16 protein-coding genes are annotated in these 16,132 nt (G+C 51.1%); 5 read left to right on the top strand and 11 right to left on the bottom strand.

Features of this window, described 5'->3' with window-relative positions:
- Positions 1 to 2: 2 nt before the first annotated feature.
- Genes Q4544_RS04055 through Q4544_RS04035 form a run of 5 tightly spaced genes read right to left on the bottom strand, consistent with a single transcriptional unit; the run spans position 3 to position 4,136 of the window.
- Positions 3 to 623 carry a hypothetical protein gene (locus Q4544_RS04055; protein ID WP_303504204.1) on the bottom strand — a complete coding sequence of 207 codons (621 nt, stop codon included), beginning with the start codon at positions 621 to 623 and terminating at the stop codon, positions 3 to 5.
- A gap of 24 nt (positions 624 to 647) precedes the next feature.
- A complete protein-coding gene (locus Q4544_RS04050) occupies positions 648 to 896 on the bottom strand; it encodes an aa3-type cytochrome c oxidase subunit IV (RefSeq protein WP_303504203.1) in 249 nt (82 codons plus the stop codon).
- A gap of 40 nt (positions 897 to 936) precedes the next feature.
- Complete coding sequence (locus Q4544_RS04045) at positions 937 to 1,386, bottom strand: DUF6173 family protein (protein WP_303504202.1); 450 nt, start codon at positions 1,384 to 1,386, stop codon at positions 937 to 939.
- Positions 1,387 to 1,389: 3 nt separating this feature from the next.
- Positions 1,390 to 2,421, bottom strand: a complete 1,032-nt coding sequence (locus Q4544_RS04040) for an MBL fold metallo-hydrolase (RefSeq protein ID WP_303504201.1) — start codon at positions 2,419 to 2,421, stop codon at positions 1,390 to 1,392.
- A complete protein-coding gene (locus Q4544_RS04035; RefSeq protein ID WP_303504200.1) occupies positions 2,418 to 4,136 on the bottom strand; it encodes an acyl-CoA dehydrogenase in 1,719 nt (572 codons plus the stop codon). The genes Q4544_RS04040 and Q4544_RS04035 overlap by 4 nt, the downstream gene beginning before the upstream one ends.
- A 109-nt stretch (positions 4,137 to 4,245) precedes the next feature.
- Here Q4544_RS04035 and Q4544_RS04030 point away from each other — a divergent pair, with 109 nt between their 5' ends.
- Positions 4,246 to 5,196, top strand: a complete 951-nt coding sequence (locus tag Q4544_RS04030; RefSeq protein ID WP_303504199.1) for an L-threonylcarbamoyladenylate synthase — start codon at positions 4,246 to 4,248, stop codon at positions 5,194 to 5,196.
- A gap of 20 nt (positions 5,197 to 5,216) precedes the next feature.
- Here Q4544_RS04030 and Q4544_RS04025 read toward each other — a convergent pair whose 3' ends face one another.
- Positions 5,217 to 5,792 (bottom strand): YqgE/AlgH family protein, encoded by a 576-nt coding sequence (locus Q4544_RS04025; protein WP_303504198.1) that lies wholly within the window; start codon positions 5,790 to 5,792, stop codon positions 5,217 to 5,219.
- A 153-nt stretch (positions 5,793 to 5,945) separates the two neighbouring features.
- Between Q4544_RS04025 and Q4544_RS04020 the strand changes: the two genes are divergently transcribed.
- Positions 5,946 to 6,761 (top strand): protein-disulfide reductase DsbD domain-containing protein, encoded by an 816-nt coding sequence (locus Q4544_RS04020; protein ID WP_303504197.1) that lies wholly within the window; start codon positions 5,946 to 5,948, stop codon positions 6,759 to 6,761.
- Here the strand turns inward: Q4544_RS04020 and Q4544_RS04015 are convergent, their stop codons facing one another.
- From Q4544_RS04015 to Q4544_RS03995, 5 genes are all read right to left on the bottom strand, one after another.
- Positions 6,762 to 10,148, bottom strand: coding sequence for an efflux RND transporter permease subunit (locus Q4544_RS04015; RefSeq protein WP_303504196.1), 3,387 nt, complete (start codon positions 10,146 to 10,148; stop codon positions 6,762 to 6,764).
- A gap of 6 nt (positions 10,149 to 10,154) precedes the next feature.
- Positions 10,155 to 11,627 (bottom strand): efflux RND transporter periplasmic adaptor subunit, encoded by a 1,473-nt coding sequence (locus tag Q4544_RS04010; protein ID WP_303504195.1) that lies wholly within the window; start codon positions 11,625 to 11,627, stop codon positions 10,155 to 10,157.
- 178 nt (positions 11,628 to 11,805) lie between these two features.
- On the bottom strand, positions 11,806 to 12,354 hold the full coding sequence (gene moaB / locus Q4544_RS04005) for a molybdenum cofactor biosynthesis protein B (RefSeq protein ID WP_303504194.1): 549 nt from the start codon (positions 12,352 to 12,354) through the stop codon (positions 11,806 to 11,808).
- Positions 12,354 to 12,971: a LysE family translocator gene (locus tag Q4544_RS04000; protein ID WP_303504193.1), complete on the bottom strand. Its 618-nt coding sequence runs from the start codon at positions 12,969 to 12,971 to the stop codon at positions 12,354 to 12,356. The genes moaB and Q4544_RS04000 overlap by 1 nt, the downstream gene beginning before the upstream one ends.
- A 14-nt stretch (positions 12,972 to 12,985) precedes the next feature.
- Positions 12,986 to 13,762, bottom strand: coding sequence for a uracil-DNA glycosylase family protein (locus tag Q4544_RS03995; RefSeq protein WP_303504192.1), 777 nt, complete (start codon positions 13,760 to 13,762; stop codon positions 12,986 to 12,988).
- Between the two features lie 172 nt (positions 13,763 to 13,934).
- Between Q4544_RS03995 and Q4544_RS03990 the strand changes: the two genes are divergently transcribed.
- The 3 genes from Q4544_RS03990 (at position 13,935) to Q4544_RS03980 (ending at position 16,053) form a co-directional block, all read left to right on the top strand.
- Positions 13,935 to 14,891, top strand: a complete 957-nt coding sequence (locus Q4544_RS03990; protein WP_303504191.1) for an aspartate carbamoyltransferase catalytic subunit — start codon at positions 13,935 to 13,937, stop codon at positions 14,889 to 14,891.
- Positions 14,892 to 14,990: 99 nt separating this feature from the next.
- Complete coding sequence (locus Q4544_RS03985; protein WP_303504190.1) at positions 14,991 to 15,506, top strand: hypothetical protein; 516 nt, start codon at positions 14,991 to 14,993, stop codon at positions 15,504 to 15,506.
- Entirely contained in the window at positions 15,499 to 16,053 is a 555-nt protein-coding gene (locus Q4544_RS03980; RefSeq protein ID WP_303504189.1) for a hypothetical protein, read from the top strand. The genes Q4544_RS03985 and Q4544_RS03980 overlap by 8 nt, the downstream gene beginning before the upstream one ends.
- Positions 16,054 to 16,132 lie beyond the last annotated feature (79 nt).

Here is a 16,132-nt window from a genome sequence, read left to right as displayed (position 1 = left end):
AGTCAGTTACGCTGGTATTCCGGTGTAAACGCACGCAGAACACCCGATTTATCGTCATCATCGTATTCGTATAGCCGCTCGAACGATGCACCTTTGGCCGTGAAAGTATCCATCAGCTTACGCGGGAAAAATGACGGTTTCACATCCTCAAAGCCCGGAAGCTGTGACAATAGCTGTGATGTCGACATTGCACAGTAGGACTGGGACACAGCGGGATGGCTACTGACCATTTGCAAGGCCCGCTCTGCCACTTCTGGAGACACTTCAAGGGTTTGAATAACCACATGATAGGTTTCGCGGGCATGAAAGCGTGTATATTGATCGACCAGATATGGCGTCATGCCATAGACCGTATCGTTATTGGATACGATTTTTTCATGGCGAAACGAACCAGCCGGATCGAAAGCTACCCGTTGGCTGCCATTCACCATGATAGACGTATGCGCCCCTGCCCCATTCCGGTTTGAGAGCATAGTGAAAAGCGTAATACTTGGTGCACCATCGTGTTTGTAAGCGGCGCGAGCGACCTCTTCTTGTGAACTACCGCCCTTGTTTGGAACCGTACAGGCCACCAATGAACCGGCAGCGATAACCAAAGCACAGGCTTGAAGAAGTCGTTTCATTTTGCGCCACCCACAATTTTTGGTTTAGCCGTTCACCAAACCAATAAAGATCAGCAGAACAACCGAAACGGTCGCTACATAAGATGATACCTTGATGAAACCAACAAAGGTTTGTTCCTGCACTTTTGAGTCCATAGTGCCATGTTCATGTTCGGCCATTTGATGTCCCTTTTCGTCACGTTTGTTCGCTGGATACTGCATTATCCGCTCTCTGTCACCACGCCAATCTGCGGCATTCCGCGACAATTGCACGAATTCCTCTGTGATCAGCAAACACGCGCTCTTAATTCAAATAAGTTTAAGCCAAACTCAATCACGCATTTTGTTCGAGATCCTTGGCAAGACGAAAGCCAATGCGGTTTGGTTCTTCTTGTTCAACCTGCTTAGGCAAAGCACGCAGCATAACATTCAATTGGCTAACATGTTGCACCAATTGCGTTTTCGCACCTCCCGTATCAGTTCCGTGAAATGTCACCATATCCGGATCAAAAAACCCCATGCCTTCGATGCGTAAGACGCCCGCATCACCACCGGTAAAGCCCATCGCAATTTCATGTTTATTATCGAGCTGCTGTTCAAAATTCTGAATATAAAGAATCAGTCGCTCATAGGCCCATTCCGCAGGGCTTTTGTCTTTCACAGGCTTTGCAGCAACTGCAGATGGCAAATCCTCTTTGCAGGCCCCATCGGCACCAACTTCATACCGGCGCGGTAAAGCTGCTGCTTCTTCGACTTCAGCAGAGGTTTGAATGTCATCGTTCATGGCTCAGTCCTTTTTCTTCCAAAGCCACGCCCCGTCATCGCGACGTACTCGGCTTACGCTACCAAGATGGAACAGATGATTGAGATGAGCAATCGCTTCGACCAAAGCTAAACCATATTCACCGGGACCAATTGTCCGTTTAAACAACGGAGGAAAGCACTCTCCCGCCGTTCTAGGCTGGTGAACGTATTCCAATAGGCGACCCAAAGCACCATGATGGTTATCAATTAACTGCCGCATCCGCGTCGGCAAACCAGTAAATGGCAGCTTGTGCCCGCCCAAAACCAGTTGATCAGCATGTGCAAACTCGGAAAGCCTTTCGCAGGATTCGAGCCATTCGCCAACAGGATCGGCCTGGGGTTCTGTTGCATAGACCCCTATATTTGAGCTGATTGACGGCAAAATCTGATCGCCCGAAATCACGAGATTGTCATCCTGTGACCATAGGGTCAGATGCTCTGGCGCGTGTCCATTACCGATATGCACGTCCCAATTGCGGCCACCAACGCGAATCACATCACCTTGTTTGATCCGGCGAAACCCCAAAGGCATCGGGTAGACCACATCCGCAAAATTAAAAGGACGTTCGGATTTACGGCTTTCATAAATCTCGGCATCCATGCCAGCCGATAGATAGAAATCTAGCGTCTCTTGGCGCGGCACGGCTTGTTCATCAAGCTGCAACATGCGCGAAAATAGCCAAGCCGTTCGGGTTGTCCAAAGCTCGGCGCCAAATTCGTTTTGGAACCAGCCCGCTAGACCCACGTGATCAGGGTGATGGTGGGTGACAATCACTCGCTTGACTGGCTTGCCCTGCAAGGGACCATTCAATAGCTTTTGCCAAATCGTACGAGTGCGTTTTGATGCGAACCCAGTGTCGACAATAGTCCAACTATCACCATCATCCAAAGCGTAGACATTCACGTGATCCAGCGCCATTGGCAGCGGAAGACGCATCCATAATACGCCTTCTCCAACTGCTATGGCTTCGCCTTCACCGGGTGGGGTATCCCACGGATAACGGATACCGCTCACTTGCTTAGATCATCCAAGTTCATAGCATACAAATCTTCTGCGCCTTGCATCGCGTGAGCCAAAAGACCTGTATGCTCAGGTAGCAGGCGGTTGATGTAGAAACGTGCGAGTTTCGTTCTCGGTCCATTTTCGCCTTCGGCACAAGCAGCTTTCAAGTGATAGTGGGCACCAAGAATACGTGCAAATCCGTTTAGATACGGGACCGATCCCGCAAACCGTTCATTCAGGTCACCTTGACCAACCATCCACTCGGTAGCCTCGCGCAATGTCTCGCTGGCTTGCCAGACACTTTCCGCCATACGCGGTCGCGTCGCGCGCGCCTCTTCCGCAAAGCTCTCGATTTCGTCGATCAGTGCATTGGCCATCTCACCACCGTCCATTAATTTACGCGCAACAAGGTCCATAGATTGGATGCCATTGGTGCCCTCGTAAATCGAAGTGATGCGGACGTCGCGCGCATATTGGGCTGCGCCAGTCTCTTCGATAAAACCCATACCGCCATGTATTTGAACACCTGCATCTGCAGTTCGAATACCGACATCGGTGCCAAAGGACTTGGCGATTGGCGTCAAAAAGGCTGCACGTGTCTTCCATTCAGCAGACTTTGTTCCATGGCTCATATCTATAGCCACAGCACAATCCAAAGCAATTGCGCGCGCTGCGAAAATCTCGGCTTTCATAGTGACCAACATGCGACGTACGTCGGCATGTTCAGAGATTGTACCGGTGCCGTTTTCAACCGGCGTGCGGCCCTGCTTCCGTTCGGTCGCATAAGCAAGAGCATGTTGATAGGCAGCTTCCGCCATACCGACACCTTGGCCGCCCACACTAAGCCGCGCGTTGTTCATCATAGTGAACATACACTTCATTCCATCGTGTTCTTGGCCAACCAGCCAGCCCGTTGCACCATCGTACTGCATGACCGCAGTAGGCGAACCGTGAATTCCAAGCTTATGTTCTAGGCTGACAACTTTCAGGCTATTGGCAACACCCGCTTCGCCATTCTGATCGGGAATATTGCGTGGCACCATAAAGAGGCTGATACCTTTGGTGCCTTTGCCTCCATCCGGTAAACGCGCCAGGACCAGATGGCACACATTGTCGCAAAAATCTGTATCACCCCAAGTGATAAAAATCTTTTGCCCCGTAATCGCATATGAACCGTCATCATTCCGCTCTGCTTTTGTAGCTAAAGCTCCGACATCTGAACCAGCTTGAGGCTCTGTAAGGTTCATCGTACCTGACCATTGGCCAGAATTCAGTTTGGGCAGGTAGGTTTGCTTTATTTCATCCGAAGCATGCGCCTCTAACGCTTCGATATGGCCCATCGTCAAAAGTGGGTTTAATTGTAAGGCCAAACATCCAGATGACATCATTTCGCTAACTGCCATCGTCACAGAAAATGGCAGTCCCATGCCGCCATATTCAGGGTCAGATGAAGTTGATACCCAACCACCGTCACCAATGGCTTTGAAGGCCTCGGCAAATCCGGGAGAGCTGCGAACTTTGCCATTTTCCAGCATCGCAGGCGTTAAATCACCATTGCGATTCACTGGATACAGAACCTCTTCAGCAAGTCGCCCTGCCTCGGTCAAAATCGCTGAAACCGTATCACTATCAATGTCCGAAAACTTTTCAGTTTCACCGACCTGCGCAAGATCAATGACGTTATTATAAATATATTCAAAATCGGTAATCGGCGCGCGGTATGGCATGTGATCGACCCTTGGCGGTTGGCAATGTTTCAATTGGCTTGTATGCAGCTGTGATCTTTACATTAGATGGGCGTTTCAGATGCGCCTATCGTAACGCGGCGTCAAACAAATGAGTGACCTTACGACCGAGATACTGAAAGCTGATGCAAAGGGATACGCCCGAGCCAGCGCAATTTGGTGTTCCGGAGGACTGGTCGCCTTTCCAACAGAGACGGTTTACGGATTGGGTGCCGACGCACGAAACGATTTGGCGGTCGCTCGCATCTTCGAAGCCAAAGGGCGCCCAACGTTCAACCCTTTGATCGTCCACGTGGAAAACGTGACGCGTGCTCAAGAGTTCGTTGAGTGGAATGATGCTGCAGATCGAATAGCCGGTGCTTTCTGGCCGGGTCCGCTGACGCTTGTATTACCACTCAAACCGGACTCTGGCCTCTCACCTTTGGTAACGGCAGGCCTCCCAACCCTCGCAGTTCGCGTACCTGAGCATCCAGTCGCCAAGGCATTGTTGACGGAATTTGGCGGACCTATCGCTGCCCCCTCTGCCAATCCATCAGGCAAGATCAGCCCGACGCAAGCCAACCATGTATTGGTAGGCCTAGGCGGAAAAATTGAAGGGGTCCTGGACGGTGGATCTTGTACCGTTGGATTGGAAAGCACAATTATCGGCCTTTCAGAAACGCCAACTCTTTTGCGTCCCGGTGGTTTACCTATTGAAGCACTGGAAACTGCTCTTGGAGAAACTATGGTACGTCACAGCACGGCTGATCCATTGATCGCCCCCGGCCAAATGACATCTCATTACGCACCAGGTGCATCGGTTCGACTCAATGCCGAAACACTGAACGAGGGTGAATTGCTGCTTGGGTTCGGGCCTGTAAGCTGTGACCTAAATCTATCTGAAGCGGGTGATTTGCGCGAAGCAGCAGCCAATTTATTCCATCACCTACATGCTTTGGACGCGATGAAAGCCACCGCGATTGCCGTTTCGCCTATCCCTCAACATGGCTTAGGTGCAGCCATCAATGATCGACTAAAACGGGCAGCAGCGCCGCGCGATTGAGCCAGATTTGGGTCAAAAAACTAAGCACGCCCAGAGCTTGCAGATAATGTAAGCGCATCAATTCCAAGCGAATTCAACGCAGCCTCCCATTTTTTATCGTCCTGCAAGTCAAATACCAATTCGAGTCCCGCATCACAGATCAGCCACCCATTTTGGCCGATTTCTTCTTCGAGTTGGCCTGGACCCCAACCGCTATAACCAAGTGCCAATAGAGCTTTGTCTGGCCCTGCACCTTCGGCCATCTCTTCGATAACGTCCAAAGTTGCAGTCATGGCAAAATCATCATCAACGCGCAGTGTAGATATTTGCGACGTGTATTCAGATGAATGAAGAACAAAACCACGACCACCTTCTACCGGCCCGCCAAAATACAACGGCATTTTTCTGCTGTGTATGGCTTGCTGAATAGAGAGTTGATCCAAAAGATCGGCAAATTTCATTTTGCCCATCGTCTTGTTTACTATTAAACCCATCGCGCCATCGTTGCTATGCGCGCAAAGATAAACAACGGAATGCGCGAACTGAGGGTCTCCCATACCCGGCATGGCAATTAGGATTTTACCTGTGAGTTCAAGACCATTTGGCGTGCTATCCAAGGAAATCCTCTCCTGCAATCAAAGGGTAGTCCATTCAATGTGAGACTTTGAAGCCACATGCGCAAGCCCCACGTTCGAAAAAACAGACCGTCACATTTGCTCGCCCGAATGTGAGTTGGCTTTTACTAAGCAATCCAGCATCTGTTGAGTATGATGTTTAGAAAATCTCTCTTGGCCGCAGTAGCCATTCCGCTTCTTTGGGCAGCAGCCCCACCTATTGCCGCCCAAGATTTGGTAGCCACAGTTGAGGCTGACATCTTACCAGGATGGCGACGTGTGGATGGTACCCATATTGCGGCGGTGCGACTGAAGCTCAAAGATGGCTGGAAAACCTATTGGCGCTCACCCGGAGATGGAGGCATTCCGCCAAGGTTGACCTGGTCAGGATCCCGCAATGTGCGCACGCTTGACCCAATGTGGCCAACGCCAATTGTTTTTAATCAAAGCGGTTTACGTTCAGTTGGCTACACACACGAAGTGGTCGTGCCAGTGATCATTGAGCCACGCCGCAATGGAAAAGACATTAGCTTAAACGGACGCCTAGAAATCGGCGTTTGCAAAGATATTTGCATACCGGAGACATTGCATGTTGAAGCGCGCCTTCCAAAATCGGTGAATAAAATCGACCCTCGCATTGCGGTTGCCCTGTCCGACCAACCCTACTCTGCCGAAGAAGCCAGGGTGAAAGACATAAGCTGCGATATAGAAGCGACTGCAGACGGTATGCGCATTTCTGCCGTGATCGACATGCCAAGCCCGGGTGGCAAGGAATTCGGCATCATTGAAACTGACAATCCGCTGTTGTGGGTCGCAGAAGCTGAAACAAAGCGAACAGGCAGCAGATTACGCGTTTCTAGCGAAGTGCTTCATGTGGAAGAGAAGCCATTTCTGCTAAACCGATCGGGATTGCGTGTCACGGTATTGGGACAAAACTATGCAGTCGAGGTCTCAGGCTGCTCTGTGAAATAATCATGCTGGATCACGTAATTTATAGCTGATCGCGGCAATTGCGTAGGCGATCAGAACCATAATCGTGGTGCCACCTAGGTATATTGCAAACGTAGCTGCTAACCCAGCATCTGCAAATTGGCTCGGTAAAACATTGAGCAAAACCGGATGTAATTGTCCGGAAAATGCCCGCCATCCAACCGTTAACACTAACCACCCCGTGCCAAGTAACGCAGTCGGTGCCACGACGATTTGCAAAGCCCTCGCCTTCATGGCCCGGCGGACCGCCGTGAATTGCCGCCCTATATCTTGTTGCGTCGCCAATAACGCAGGCACAACCAGCAAGACTAAAAGCACTCCAAACCCAAGACCATAGACTAGCGTGATAACAGTTGGTTTCAGAAATTGCGCTTGCTGTGACCGTTCAAACAAAAGCGGTGTTAGGCCCAAAACGGTTGTCAAAGTCGTAAGCATGACGGGGCGTAATCGGTCAGCGGTTCCTTCAATGATGGACGGTATTAGGCCGCGTTCTTCGGCATACTCGTCAATGGTGGTTACTAAAACGATGGAATCGTTAATGATAATCCCCGTCATTCCAAGCAGGCCAACAACCGTAAACATTGACAATGGCACCTCGTGGTAATGGTGTCCCCAGATCGTTCCAACCAAACCAAAGGGGATAATCGCCATAACGACCAATGGCCGTGTCCAGCTGGAAAACACCCATGCCAGCACGAGATAAATGCCTGCTAGGCAAAGGATTAGTCCATTTCTTGCATCGGTCAAAAAGCTATTTTCTTGTTCTGATAACCCAGCCAGCCGCCACTCAACCTGACGAATACTAGCAATGTTCGGCAAAATTTCATCCTGTAGTACTTGCTGTATTTCAGCTGCCCGAGAGGCATCATCTTCGGCTATATCACCGTTAACAGATACAACTCGAATCCCATTCTCACGCCGGATCGTAGAGAAACCCGTGCTTCTATCCACGCTAACAATATCGGCGAGCGGAACATATGCGCCATCTGGTGTGCGCATCATTGAGGCTTCTAAAAAGTCCGCCGACAATTCGCCCGCAGGCAATTCCACCCGAATGCGGGCTGTACGCGCTCCATCAGGATAGGTTGCGGCTTCTAATCCGTTCAAACGATGGCGCAACACGCGCCCTAAGCCGTCAATACTAAAACCAAGCGCCTGACCTTGGGGAGTTAATTCCAGAACCAGCTCTTCTTTGTCATATGGTAAAGAATCTTCGACAGCAGATACTTCGGGATACCGGGATAGCGCGGTTTTCAAATCTTCGGCTGCAGCCTTCAACGTCGCGCTGTCAGATCCAAAAAACTGAACGTCCAGTGCATCGCCGCCAGGGCCTGATCTCCATCCGCGAAAGCTTACAGTTTCAGCCAGTGGGTGCTTTTGAACTATGTCTTGTAGATCACCCACAAAGGCAAAGCTGGAATAAGGTCGCAGATCGGCATCAATCAATTCAATCGCAATCCCACCGAGTTGATCTGGGCTGCGCGCATCGGCGCCCGACAAACCACGCCCTGTGTTGCCGCCGATCTCTGCCATGACAAAGGCCAGCGGGTTTAGCCCATGCTCTTGCTCATAAACCTTCCCAAGCTCTTCGGTCGCGCGTTGAAGTTCGCGCATCATTACAAGGCTGTCTTCACGCGTGGCGTCGGCCGTCATGATAAAGTTACCAGATACAGACCCACGTTCAGGCGAGTTGAAGAACCGCCACTTCACGTCACCTGTCACGAACAAGCTAACTTGTGAGGAAAGGATAAGAACTGTGGCTGCCAATATGGGATAACGTGCCCATATGACGAATGCCATGATCCGACGAAAAACAGCATCGCGGAACCAACGGAAACCACGGTTCACCACGCGACTGGGGAAATCATACCAATGATTTTTAGCACTATGAACCAACGCGTGGCTCATGTGATTTGGCAGAATCAAGAAAACTTCGACCAGTGAAGCCAGCAAAACAACGATCACGGTAAACGGAATATCGGCGATCAAATCTCCAAACCGACCTCCAATGGCTGTTAAACCGAAAAAGGCGATGACCGTTGTTAAGGTTGCAGAAAAGACCGGCAGCGCCATGCGTTGAGCTGCGGTTTCGGCAGCGACTACAGGCTCTTCACCCAATCGCCGCGCCCGCATATCTGCGTGTTCTCCGACAACGATCGCGTCATCCACCACAATCCCAAGAGTGATAATCAAACCGAAAAGAGAAATCATATTAAGGGTAATACCCGCCACATACATCAGCGCGATTGCGGCACACATTGCAACAGGAATACCGGCGGCCACCCAAAAAGCGATACGCGCGTTTAGGAACAGAAATAGCAGCAAAAGAACAAGACCAAGCCCCATCAATCCGTTGTCCAGCAAAAGGTTCAATCGCCCGCTAATCGCCTCCGCCCTTGTCCGGATCAACTCAATCGTTGTGCCTTGTGGCAACGTTGTTTGCAGCTCATCAGCTACCTTTTGAACCGAAGCCTGAATGCCAATTGCATCGCCTTTAGCAGTGCGATCCACACGCACCGAAACGGCAGGGTTGTCCCCCACAAAGTAACTGCGATCCCGGTCAGAACCTTCGACCTTCACAGTCGCCACATCACTGATTTTAAGTGACGATCCATCAGGATTAGACCGTAAAACAATGTCTAAGATCTGATCTGCGCTACGCTTGGCCACACCAGTTCGCACACGTGTATTTGCACCTGCAACGTCGCCTGCAGGATCGGCATCGACTTCTTCAGCGATTGCCGAGGCAATGCGCTCCATTGAAATGTCATGCGTGATCAAGCTGATGGCAGGGATTTCAACAATTGTACTGGGTGCAGCAACGCCGCGGATTGTGGCGCGAGTGACCCCCTCGGCAAACAATCGAACTACAAACTCATCCGCAAATCGCCCAAGTTGTGCTGGCGACAACGGCCCAGAAATGACAACATCCGTGACGCGATCACGCCAAGCCCCTCGACGTACGCGCGGATCATCGGCATCTTCGGGTAAGGCATTAATCGCATCGACTGCACTTTGAACGTCATCCGCGGCACGTGCCATATCCCAGCCCGGCTCGAAGTCCATAACAATTGAAGCAGATCCCTCTGAAGAACGGGATTCTGTACTTTCGACGCCTTCAACGGCCAATAGTACTGGTTCAAGGACCTGAACAATCGCACCATCAACGTCCTCAGCACCTGCCCCATCCCAATTGACGGACACGCGCACATTATCAATCACGACATCAGGGAAATACTGCGCGCGCATTTGAGGCGCAGCGGATAATCCGGCAACGACAAGAAGCACAAGTAGCAGGTTGGCAGCAGTCCCATGGCGCGTAAAATATGAAAGTATTCCGCTCGCTGTTTGGGTTATGTGCTTTGCCATGTCGACCTACCCTCCGATCCGCTGTTCCAGCCTATTGACCACCTGCGCAGGAACTTTTTGCTGGGACAGTTGATCCAGAACACGCTGTTTACGGTCGGCTGGCATGCGCCTATTTCCCTCAACGAAGGCAACTAACCTTGCCCGTCGCTCTTCGGTGAGCTCTAGCAACTCCGGTTCTGGTGAAGCAGCGACAATGGGTGATCCACTGGTATTCTCTTGAACGGGTTTCACGCGAATCCCCGCGCCCAACAAAGGTGTAAGACGTGTAACGATAGCTTTTCCTGCCAAATGCGTACCTTCCACGAGAACTTCGTCGCCTTGCCGGCGGATCAATGAAATGGGAAGGGCTTCGAGACGGAAATCTTCGCCCACGACCATAACCTGCCCTTGAGGGTCCACAGCTGCGGCAGGTAAGCGTACCACATTTCTAATGGGCAGCTCTTTAATCGCCACGCTGACAAAATCACCGGGCTTTAAACCGCGCGCATTTTCTAACGTTGCAAATATTAAGCGGCCTGTCTGACCTTCACCAACGGCGGCACTATCGCGACTTATGCGACCCTGTGCTTCCAGAACCAAACCAGACACATTTAAGGACACCGACACATCGGCAGGCCGTAGGCGCCCGCTTTCATCAATCAGGCGTGTATATTGAGCGGTCGACACACGAAATGTGACCTCTAAAGCATTTGGGTCAATAAGCTGTGCGAGCCGTTCATTTGCCGAAACGAGACCACCTTTAACAGCGTTCACATCCGCCAATTTACCGTCAAAATCTGCAACAACTTGCAAGTCAGACAATTGGCGCTCAGCCTCGGCAAGAGCGATGTTTGCACGCTCTAGCCGGGTCGCTGATTGGTCAACGCGTGTCTCGGCCTGCGCAATAGCCTGCCGGCGGGACAACTCCTGTTGCTTTGCGGATGACAAACTTAATTCTGCCGTCTCAACTGCCGCGGCCGTTCCAACGCCCCGGCTTTCCAAATCTTGCTGACGGCTAAGCGCTTTTGCACGCAAATCGACTTGATCTGAAGCCGCCATCAATTCATCACTTGCAAGGCTTAGAGCACGTCCGGCATCGCGTACGTCGGCTTGTGAGGCACGTACTTCGCTCGCTGCTCGTGCCAAACTATCTTGTGCATCGGATGTATCGACTTGAACCAATATCTGGCCTGCTTGAACCTGACCGCCTTCTCGAAAATCCGGAACCATCTCAACAATTGTTCCGCCAGCTGACGCGCGTAATTCCAAGGTTCGTTGGCTTTGAACTTCACCAAACACGGATATTTGCGGCACCACTTCTTCGGGCGTTGCAGTCAACACGTTTACTGTAAACACACGTTCGCGTTGCTGACGGGCCGGTGTCTCATCACTCAGCCGCTCAGCAAGCGCACCTGTGAACATTTGCGCAGCGATCGTGAGTAGGCCCACTGTCACCGACAGTAGAAAAAGCCCCACCATACTTTGACGCAAAAACCGCATGACTAATCCTTTTCACGTGTGCACAGCTAAACTTGTGCAGTTTGGTAGAATTTCCAAGTGCCCAGCGCATTATACGAGCAGTGAAGGGCCTTCCGTCGCAGAAAAGTGAATTTTTCGTAGAAATTTGCGCCAACAAGGGCGCCGCGTGAGTGCTAGCGCTTTAAACGCTCTCGTCGGATCAGCCCTTGGTGCGCTTCATGTGCTCATCTAGGCGCGGCAATATTTCAACGAAATTGCAAGGCATATGACGGTAGTCCAATTGATACTGAAGGATTTCGTCCCAAGCATCTTTGCACGCCCCAGTACTTCCCGGCAAAGCGAACAGATAAGTTCCCATTGCCACTCCTCCTGTCGCGCGGCTTTGTACAGCCGATGTTCCGATTTTCTTCATTGAAACGATGGTGAAAACCGTTCCAAACGCCTCAATCTCTTTTTCATAAACATCGCGGTGGGCTTCTACGGTAACGTCCCGCCCCGTTAGCCCTGTGCCTCCAGTCGAGATTATAACATCAATATCTGGCTCAGCGCACCAAGACCGCAATTGATCTGCGATTTGATGCCTTTCATCAGGCAAAATATCCCTTGCTGCCAAAGTATGCCCCGCAGCTTCGAGGCGCGAAACAAGTGTATCGCCGCTTTTGTCCTGATCCAATCCACGCGTATCGCTAACTGTTAAAACCGCAATGCGGACTGGGACAAAGGGACGGCTGTCATCAAGTTTCGCCATTATGCGCGCTCCAACAAAGCTAAACGTACTGCGAGGGCTGAAAAGATCGCTGCGGTAACGTACCCAATCCCTCTTTGAAATTTCGGCGATCCGGTTAGCGATTTCCCAACGCTGCCTGCAAATATGCCAACAAACCCATTTACTATAAATCCACCAAAAGCGATGACGCCTCCAAACATCAAGAACTGTGCAAATACGCTGCCTTGAGACGGATCAACAAACTGCGGGATAAACGCCAGAACAAACAAGATCACTTTGGGGTTGGAGAGGTTCACCAGCAATCCTTGTCGAAACGCCAGGCGTGGAGACAATGGCTTCACCCTACTATCCTGCACAGAGTTGCGTAGCGCAGTGATTGCTAGCCACATGAGATACCCGACGCCGATCCACCGGATCACATCAAAGACCCAAGGAGTAGTTGCCACCAAGGCACCAAGGCCTAGTCCCGCCAGTGTTACGTGCACCAATGCACCAACAGAAATCCCTGCACTTGCCGCAATGGCCGGTTTTGGGCCGGATCGTAAGCCCTGGCCTAAGCAAAACATCATATCCGCACCTGGTGTCAGGTTCAAAGCCAACGCCGCTGGAACGAAGGCTAAAAGCAGAATGAAATCCATGAGACCTCCGATACTTAAGAAAGCGGCAATAGCTTGGCCTTCAACGCCAATAGATCGGCCCAAGCTTCCCGCTTCATATTTGGGTTTTTCATCAAATAGGATGGATGGAACATGGGCAAAATAGGTTTGCCAAAGGCCTCTGCCCACTCACCGCGCAACCGAGTGATCCCACGCTTTCCAAGCACACCTTGGCATGCCGTATTTCCCATCAGAACAATCACGTCTGGATCAATCAATTCAACATGACGTTGCACAAAAGGGCGCATCATCTTGAAGTCCTCAGGAGAAGGCTCGCGGCTTTGTGGCAAACGCCATGGCAGGATGTTTGATGTATAGACGGCCTGCTGTGGGTTTTCAGCAGAACGGTCCATTTCAATGGCGGATAACATTTTATCCAAAAGTTGGCCCGGACGGCCGACAAAAGGTTTACCTATCCGATCTTCGTCGCGATCTGGCGTTTCGCTGATGATCATGACGCGGGCATTAGGATGCCCGTCCCCGAAAACCAATGACCGCGCACCACGTTTGATAGGACAATGTTCAAATTCTGCAATGGCCGCTTTAAGCGCTGTCAAATCCGCGCATGCTTTCGCTGCGGTCTGGGCAATTTTCACTGGATCGACGGATGGCTTGTGTGCAACGGCAACTGGCTCGGCCGCCTGAACTTTTTTAATGGTTTCGGGAATTTCATACCGGTTCACAGGCGCGTCAAGAATTGCCTCGGTCGCACCGAGTTCAACCTGCCAATCTAATAGCGCGCCTGCCGTGTGATAATCTAATACCGATTCCATAAAACACACCCTAGCCTGCCCAGCGACGGGCCGAAACCACACAATTACCGAGGGCCACGTTGAAGATCAGCTCAAACGTTTAGGAATTTTGTCACAGACTGACCCTTGCGCGACTTGCAGCAAGGCAAGCAGCTTCTTATAAGCGGCCAAGATCAAAACAAGGAGCCGCGCGATGGTGTTTCGTCAAAAGCATCTTTTGGGGATCGAGCATTTGCACCCCGAAGAGATCACCACCCTCCTTGATTTGGCGGATCAATATGTTGATTTGAACCGCCGCGATGTCAAACATTCCGAGGCACTACGCGGTCTCACACAGATCAACATGTTCTTTGAAAACTCGACTCGCACGCAGGCCAGCTTTGAAATTGCGGGCAAGCGATTGGGTGCAGATGTGATGAACATGGCAATGCAAGCAAGCTCGATCAAAAAGGGTGAAACCTTGATCGACACAGCGATGACGCTGAATGCGATGCATCCCGATTTGCTAGTCGTGCGTCATCCACATTCTGGGGCTGTAGATTTGCTGGCCCAAAAAGTGAATTGCGCGGTGTTGAATGCAGGTGACGGCCGCCACGAACATCCAACACAGGCGCTTCTAGATGCGCTTACCATTCGACGAACCAAAGGTCGGCTTCATCGCCTCAATATTGCGATCTGTGGGGATGTCGCGCACAGCCGTGTTGCACGATCTAACTTGATCCTGCTTGGTAAGATGGAAAACCGCGTGCGCCTTGTTGGCCCACCAACATTGATGCCAAGCCAAATCAACGAATTTGGCGTCGAAGTTTATGAAGACATGGCCGAAGGGCTAAAAGACGTCGACGTTGTCATGATGCTACGCCTTCAGCGCGAGCGAATGGATGGCGGATTTATTCCGTCAGAACGCGAGTATTATCATCGCTACGGATTGGACGCAGAGAAACTAAAGCATGCCAAGGACGATGCCATCGTGATGCACCCTGGCCCTATGAACCGTGGCGTCGAAATTGATGGTGAACTGGCGGATGACATCAACCGGTCCGTTATTCAGGAACAGGTTGAAATGGGCGTAGCAGTACGTATGGCGGCTATGGACTTGCTGGCACGCAACTTGCGTGAAAGCAGAGCCAACCAGCCGGTAGAGGTCTAATATGGAAGATCCAAAAGATCCCAAAATGAGTGGCCGCGTCGCAACGATTGCGTTGCTTGTTATGTTCGCACTCGTTGGCCTTATGGTCTGGGTAGGCGGATGACAAACCAAGGGCCGTCTTTACAACTGGACGCCCCAGACACTGCAAATCCTCATTTGCAGTTGCGCCCAACTGAAACCGTTGTGGCCCACTATCGACCTAAATTCGCATTATTCCTGCAAAAATCCATTTCACTCGCGATACTGACAACAATTGGCTTTGGCTTCATTCCTGGCCTTGAGCTTAGTTTCGTGCAGCGCATTGGCTTGGCCATCTTTTTGGTCATCGTGTTTATGATAGTCTTTGAAGAATGGCGTGGTTGGCTGGACCGTCGGTCGGACCAATGGACGTTGACCAGTCAACGCTTACTGCTGACGAGTACCCGTGAAATCGAAGAGGTCTCATGGCTAAACCTCCAAGACATCGCGCAGGTGCGAGTGTGGATGTGGTGGGCTTTGCGTCTTCGAGGCACAGATGGACGCGTGACGGTTATGCAATTTGTAGGCCCCGTTGGTCACATTCGCAAAGAACTAACAGCTGCTATCACTTCCAACAAAGGAAACACGCATGGCTGATGCGTTGAAAATCGCACGAAACGAAGTGGGTGTTGTTCGACTTTTTCAGGTCGATATTTCTCATTCCGATTTGGATCGCATCCAAAACCCAAAACCGGACATGCCACCGACAGCTGCTGCAATTGCTGATCTCGTCGGTTTAGACTGGATCGAGACGGATTACGCGGAACTCTTTGATGTTCAAGATTTAGAAGGCCTTGGTCTCGCTGATTATTTAGTTCAGGGTCTGGGTGTAGCAGATAGTGACCTTGCCGACGTTCGCACGACCTTAGAGCACGTCGAAGGCATTGTTCTTATTCTGTATTCTCGCGCATTTGATGGTGATGAGCTAACAATTAACCCGCGTCGTGCACTCCAATTGCTTGGTGTGTTCCAAGAAGCTGGCACTGACATCACCTTCAAAAACCTCCCGAGTGCTGCCGCGAGCGAACCCAGTAACCTTGGTGCACCGCCAACGCATCCGCACCTAAATGTCTTAAAAGCTATGTTCATCCTGCCAGCGATTTGCCTCGTGGTTGGTTTGTTGATTTGGTTGCTGTTTTTATGAAACGGTTGACCTCAAAGCCGTAAACTTGCATGTCGCAGATAGATTGGCCCAACGGGCTTTGGATCAGAAAGGACCCCTA

The sequence above is a fragment of the Cognatishimia sp. 1_MG-2023 genome (assembly GCF_030548175.1).
Classification (GTDB): Bacteria; Pseudomonadota; Alphaproteobacteria; order Rhodobacterales; family Rhodobacteraceae; genus Cognatishimia.
Note: the sequence above shows the minus strand (reverse complement) of the source record. Positions and strands in the feature narration are given on the sequence as shown.

What these genes read in the sequence shown, in the direction of transcription:
- Q4544_RS04015 (WP_303504196.1), bottom strand. Translation starts at nt 10,148, where the DNA reads ATGGCAAAGCACATAACCCAAACAGCGAGCGGAATACTTTCATATTTT.
- moaB (WP_303504194.1), bottom strand. Translation starts at nt 12,354, where the DNA reads ATGGCGAAACTTGATGACAGCCGTCCCTTTGTCCCAGTCCGCATTGCG.
- Q4544_RS04035 (WP_303504200.1), bottom strand. Translation starts at nt 4,136, where the DNA reads ATGCCATACCGCGCGCCGATTACCGATTTTGAATATATTTATAATAAC.
- Q4544_RS04030 (WP_303504199.1), top strand. Translation starts at nt 4,246, where the DNA reads ATGAGTGACCTTACGACCGAGATACTGAAAGCTGATGCAAAGGGATAC.
- Q4544_RS03985 (WP_303504190.1), top strand. Translation starts at nt 14,991, where the DNA reads ATGACAAACCAAGGGCCGTCTTTACAACTGGACGCCCCAGACACTGCA.
- Q4544_RS04020 (WP_303504197.1), top strand. Translation starts at nt 5,946, where the DNA reads ATGTTTAGAAAATCTCTCTTGGCCGCAGTAGCCATTCCGCTTCTTTGG.
- Q4544_RS03980 (WP_303504189.1), top strand. Translation starts at nt 15,499, where the DNA reads ATGGCTGATGCGTTGAAAATCGCACGAAACGAAGTGGGTGTTGTTCGA.
- Q4544_RS04055 (WP_303504204.1), bottom strand. Translation starts at nt 623, where the DNA reads ATGAAACGACTTCTTCAAGCCTGTGCTTTGGTTATCGCTGCCGGTTCA.
- Q4544_RS03995 (WP_303504192.1), bottom strand. Translation starts at nt 13,762, where the DNA reads ATGGAATCGGTATTAGATTATCACACGGCAGGCGCGCTATTAGATTGG.
- Q4544_RS03990 (WP_303504191.1), top strand. Translation starts at nt 13,935, where the DNA reads ATGGTGTTTCGTCAAAAGCATCTTTTGGGGATCGAGCATTTGCACCCC.
- Q4544_RS04000 (WP_303504193.1), bottom strand. Translation starts at nt 12,971, where the DNA reads ATGGATTTCATTCTGCTTTTAGCCTTCGTTCCAGCGGCGTTGGCTTTG.
- Q4544_RS04045 (WP_303504202.1), bottom strand. Translation starts at nt 1,386, where the DNA reads ATGAACGATGACATTCAAACCTCTGCTGAAGTCGAAGAAGCAGCAGCT.
- Q4544_RS04010 (WP_303504195.1), bottom strand. Translation starts at nt 11,627, where the DNA reads ATGCGGTTTTTGCGTCAAAGTATGGTGGGGCTTTTTCTACTGTCGGTG.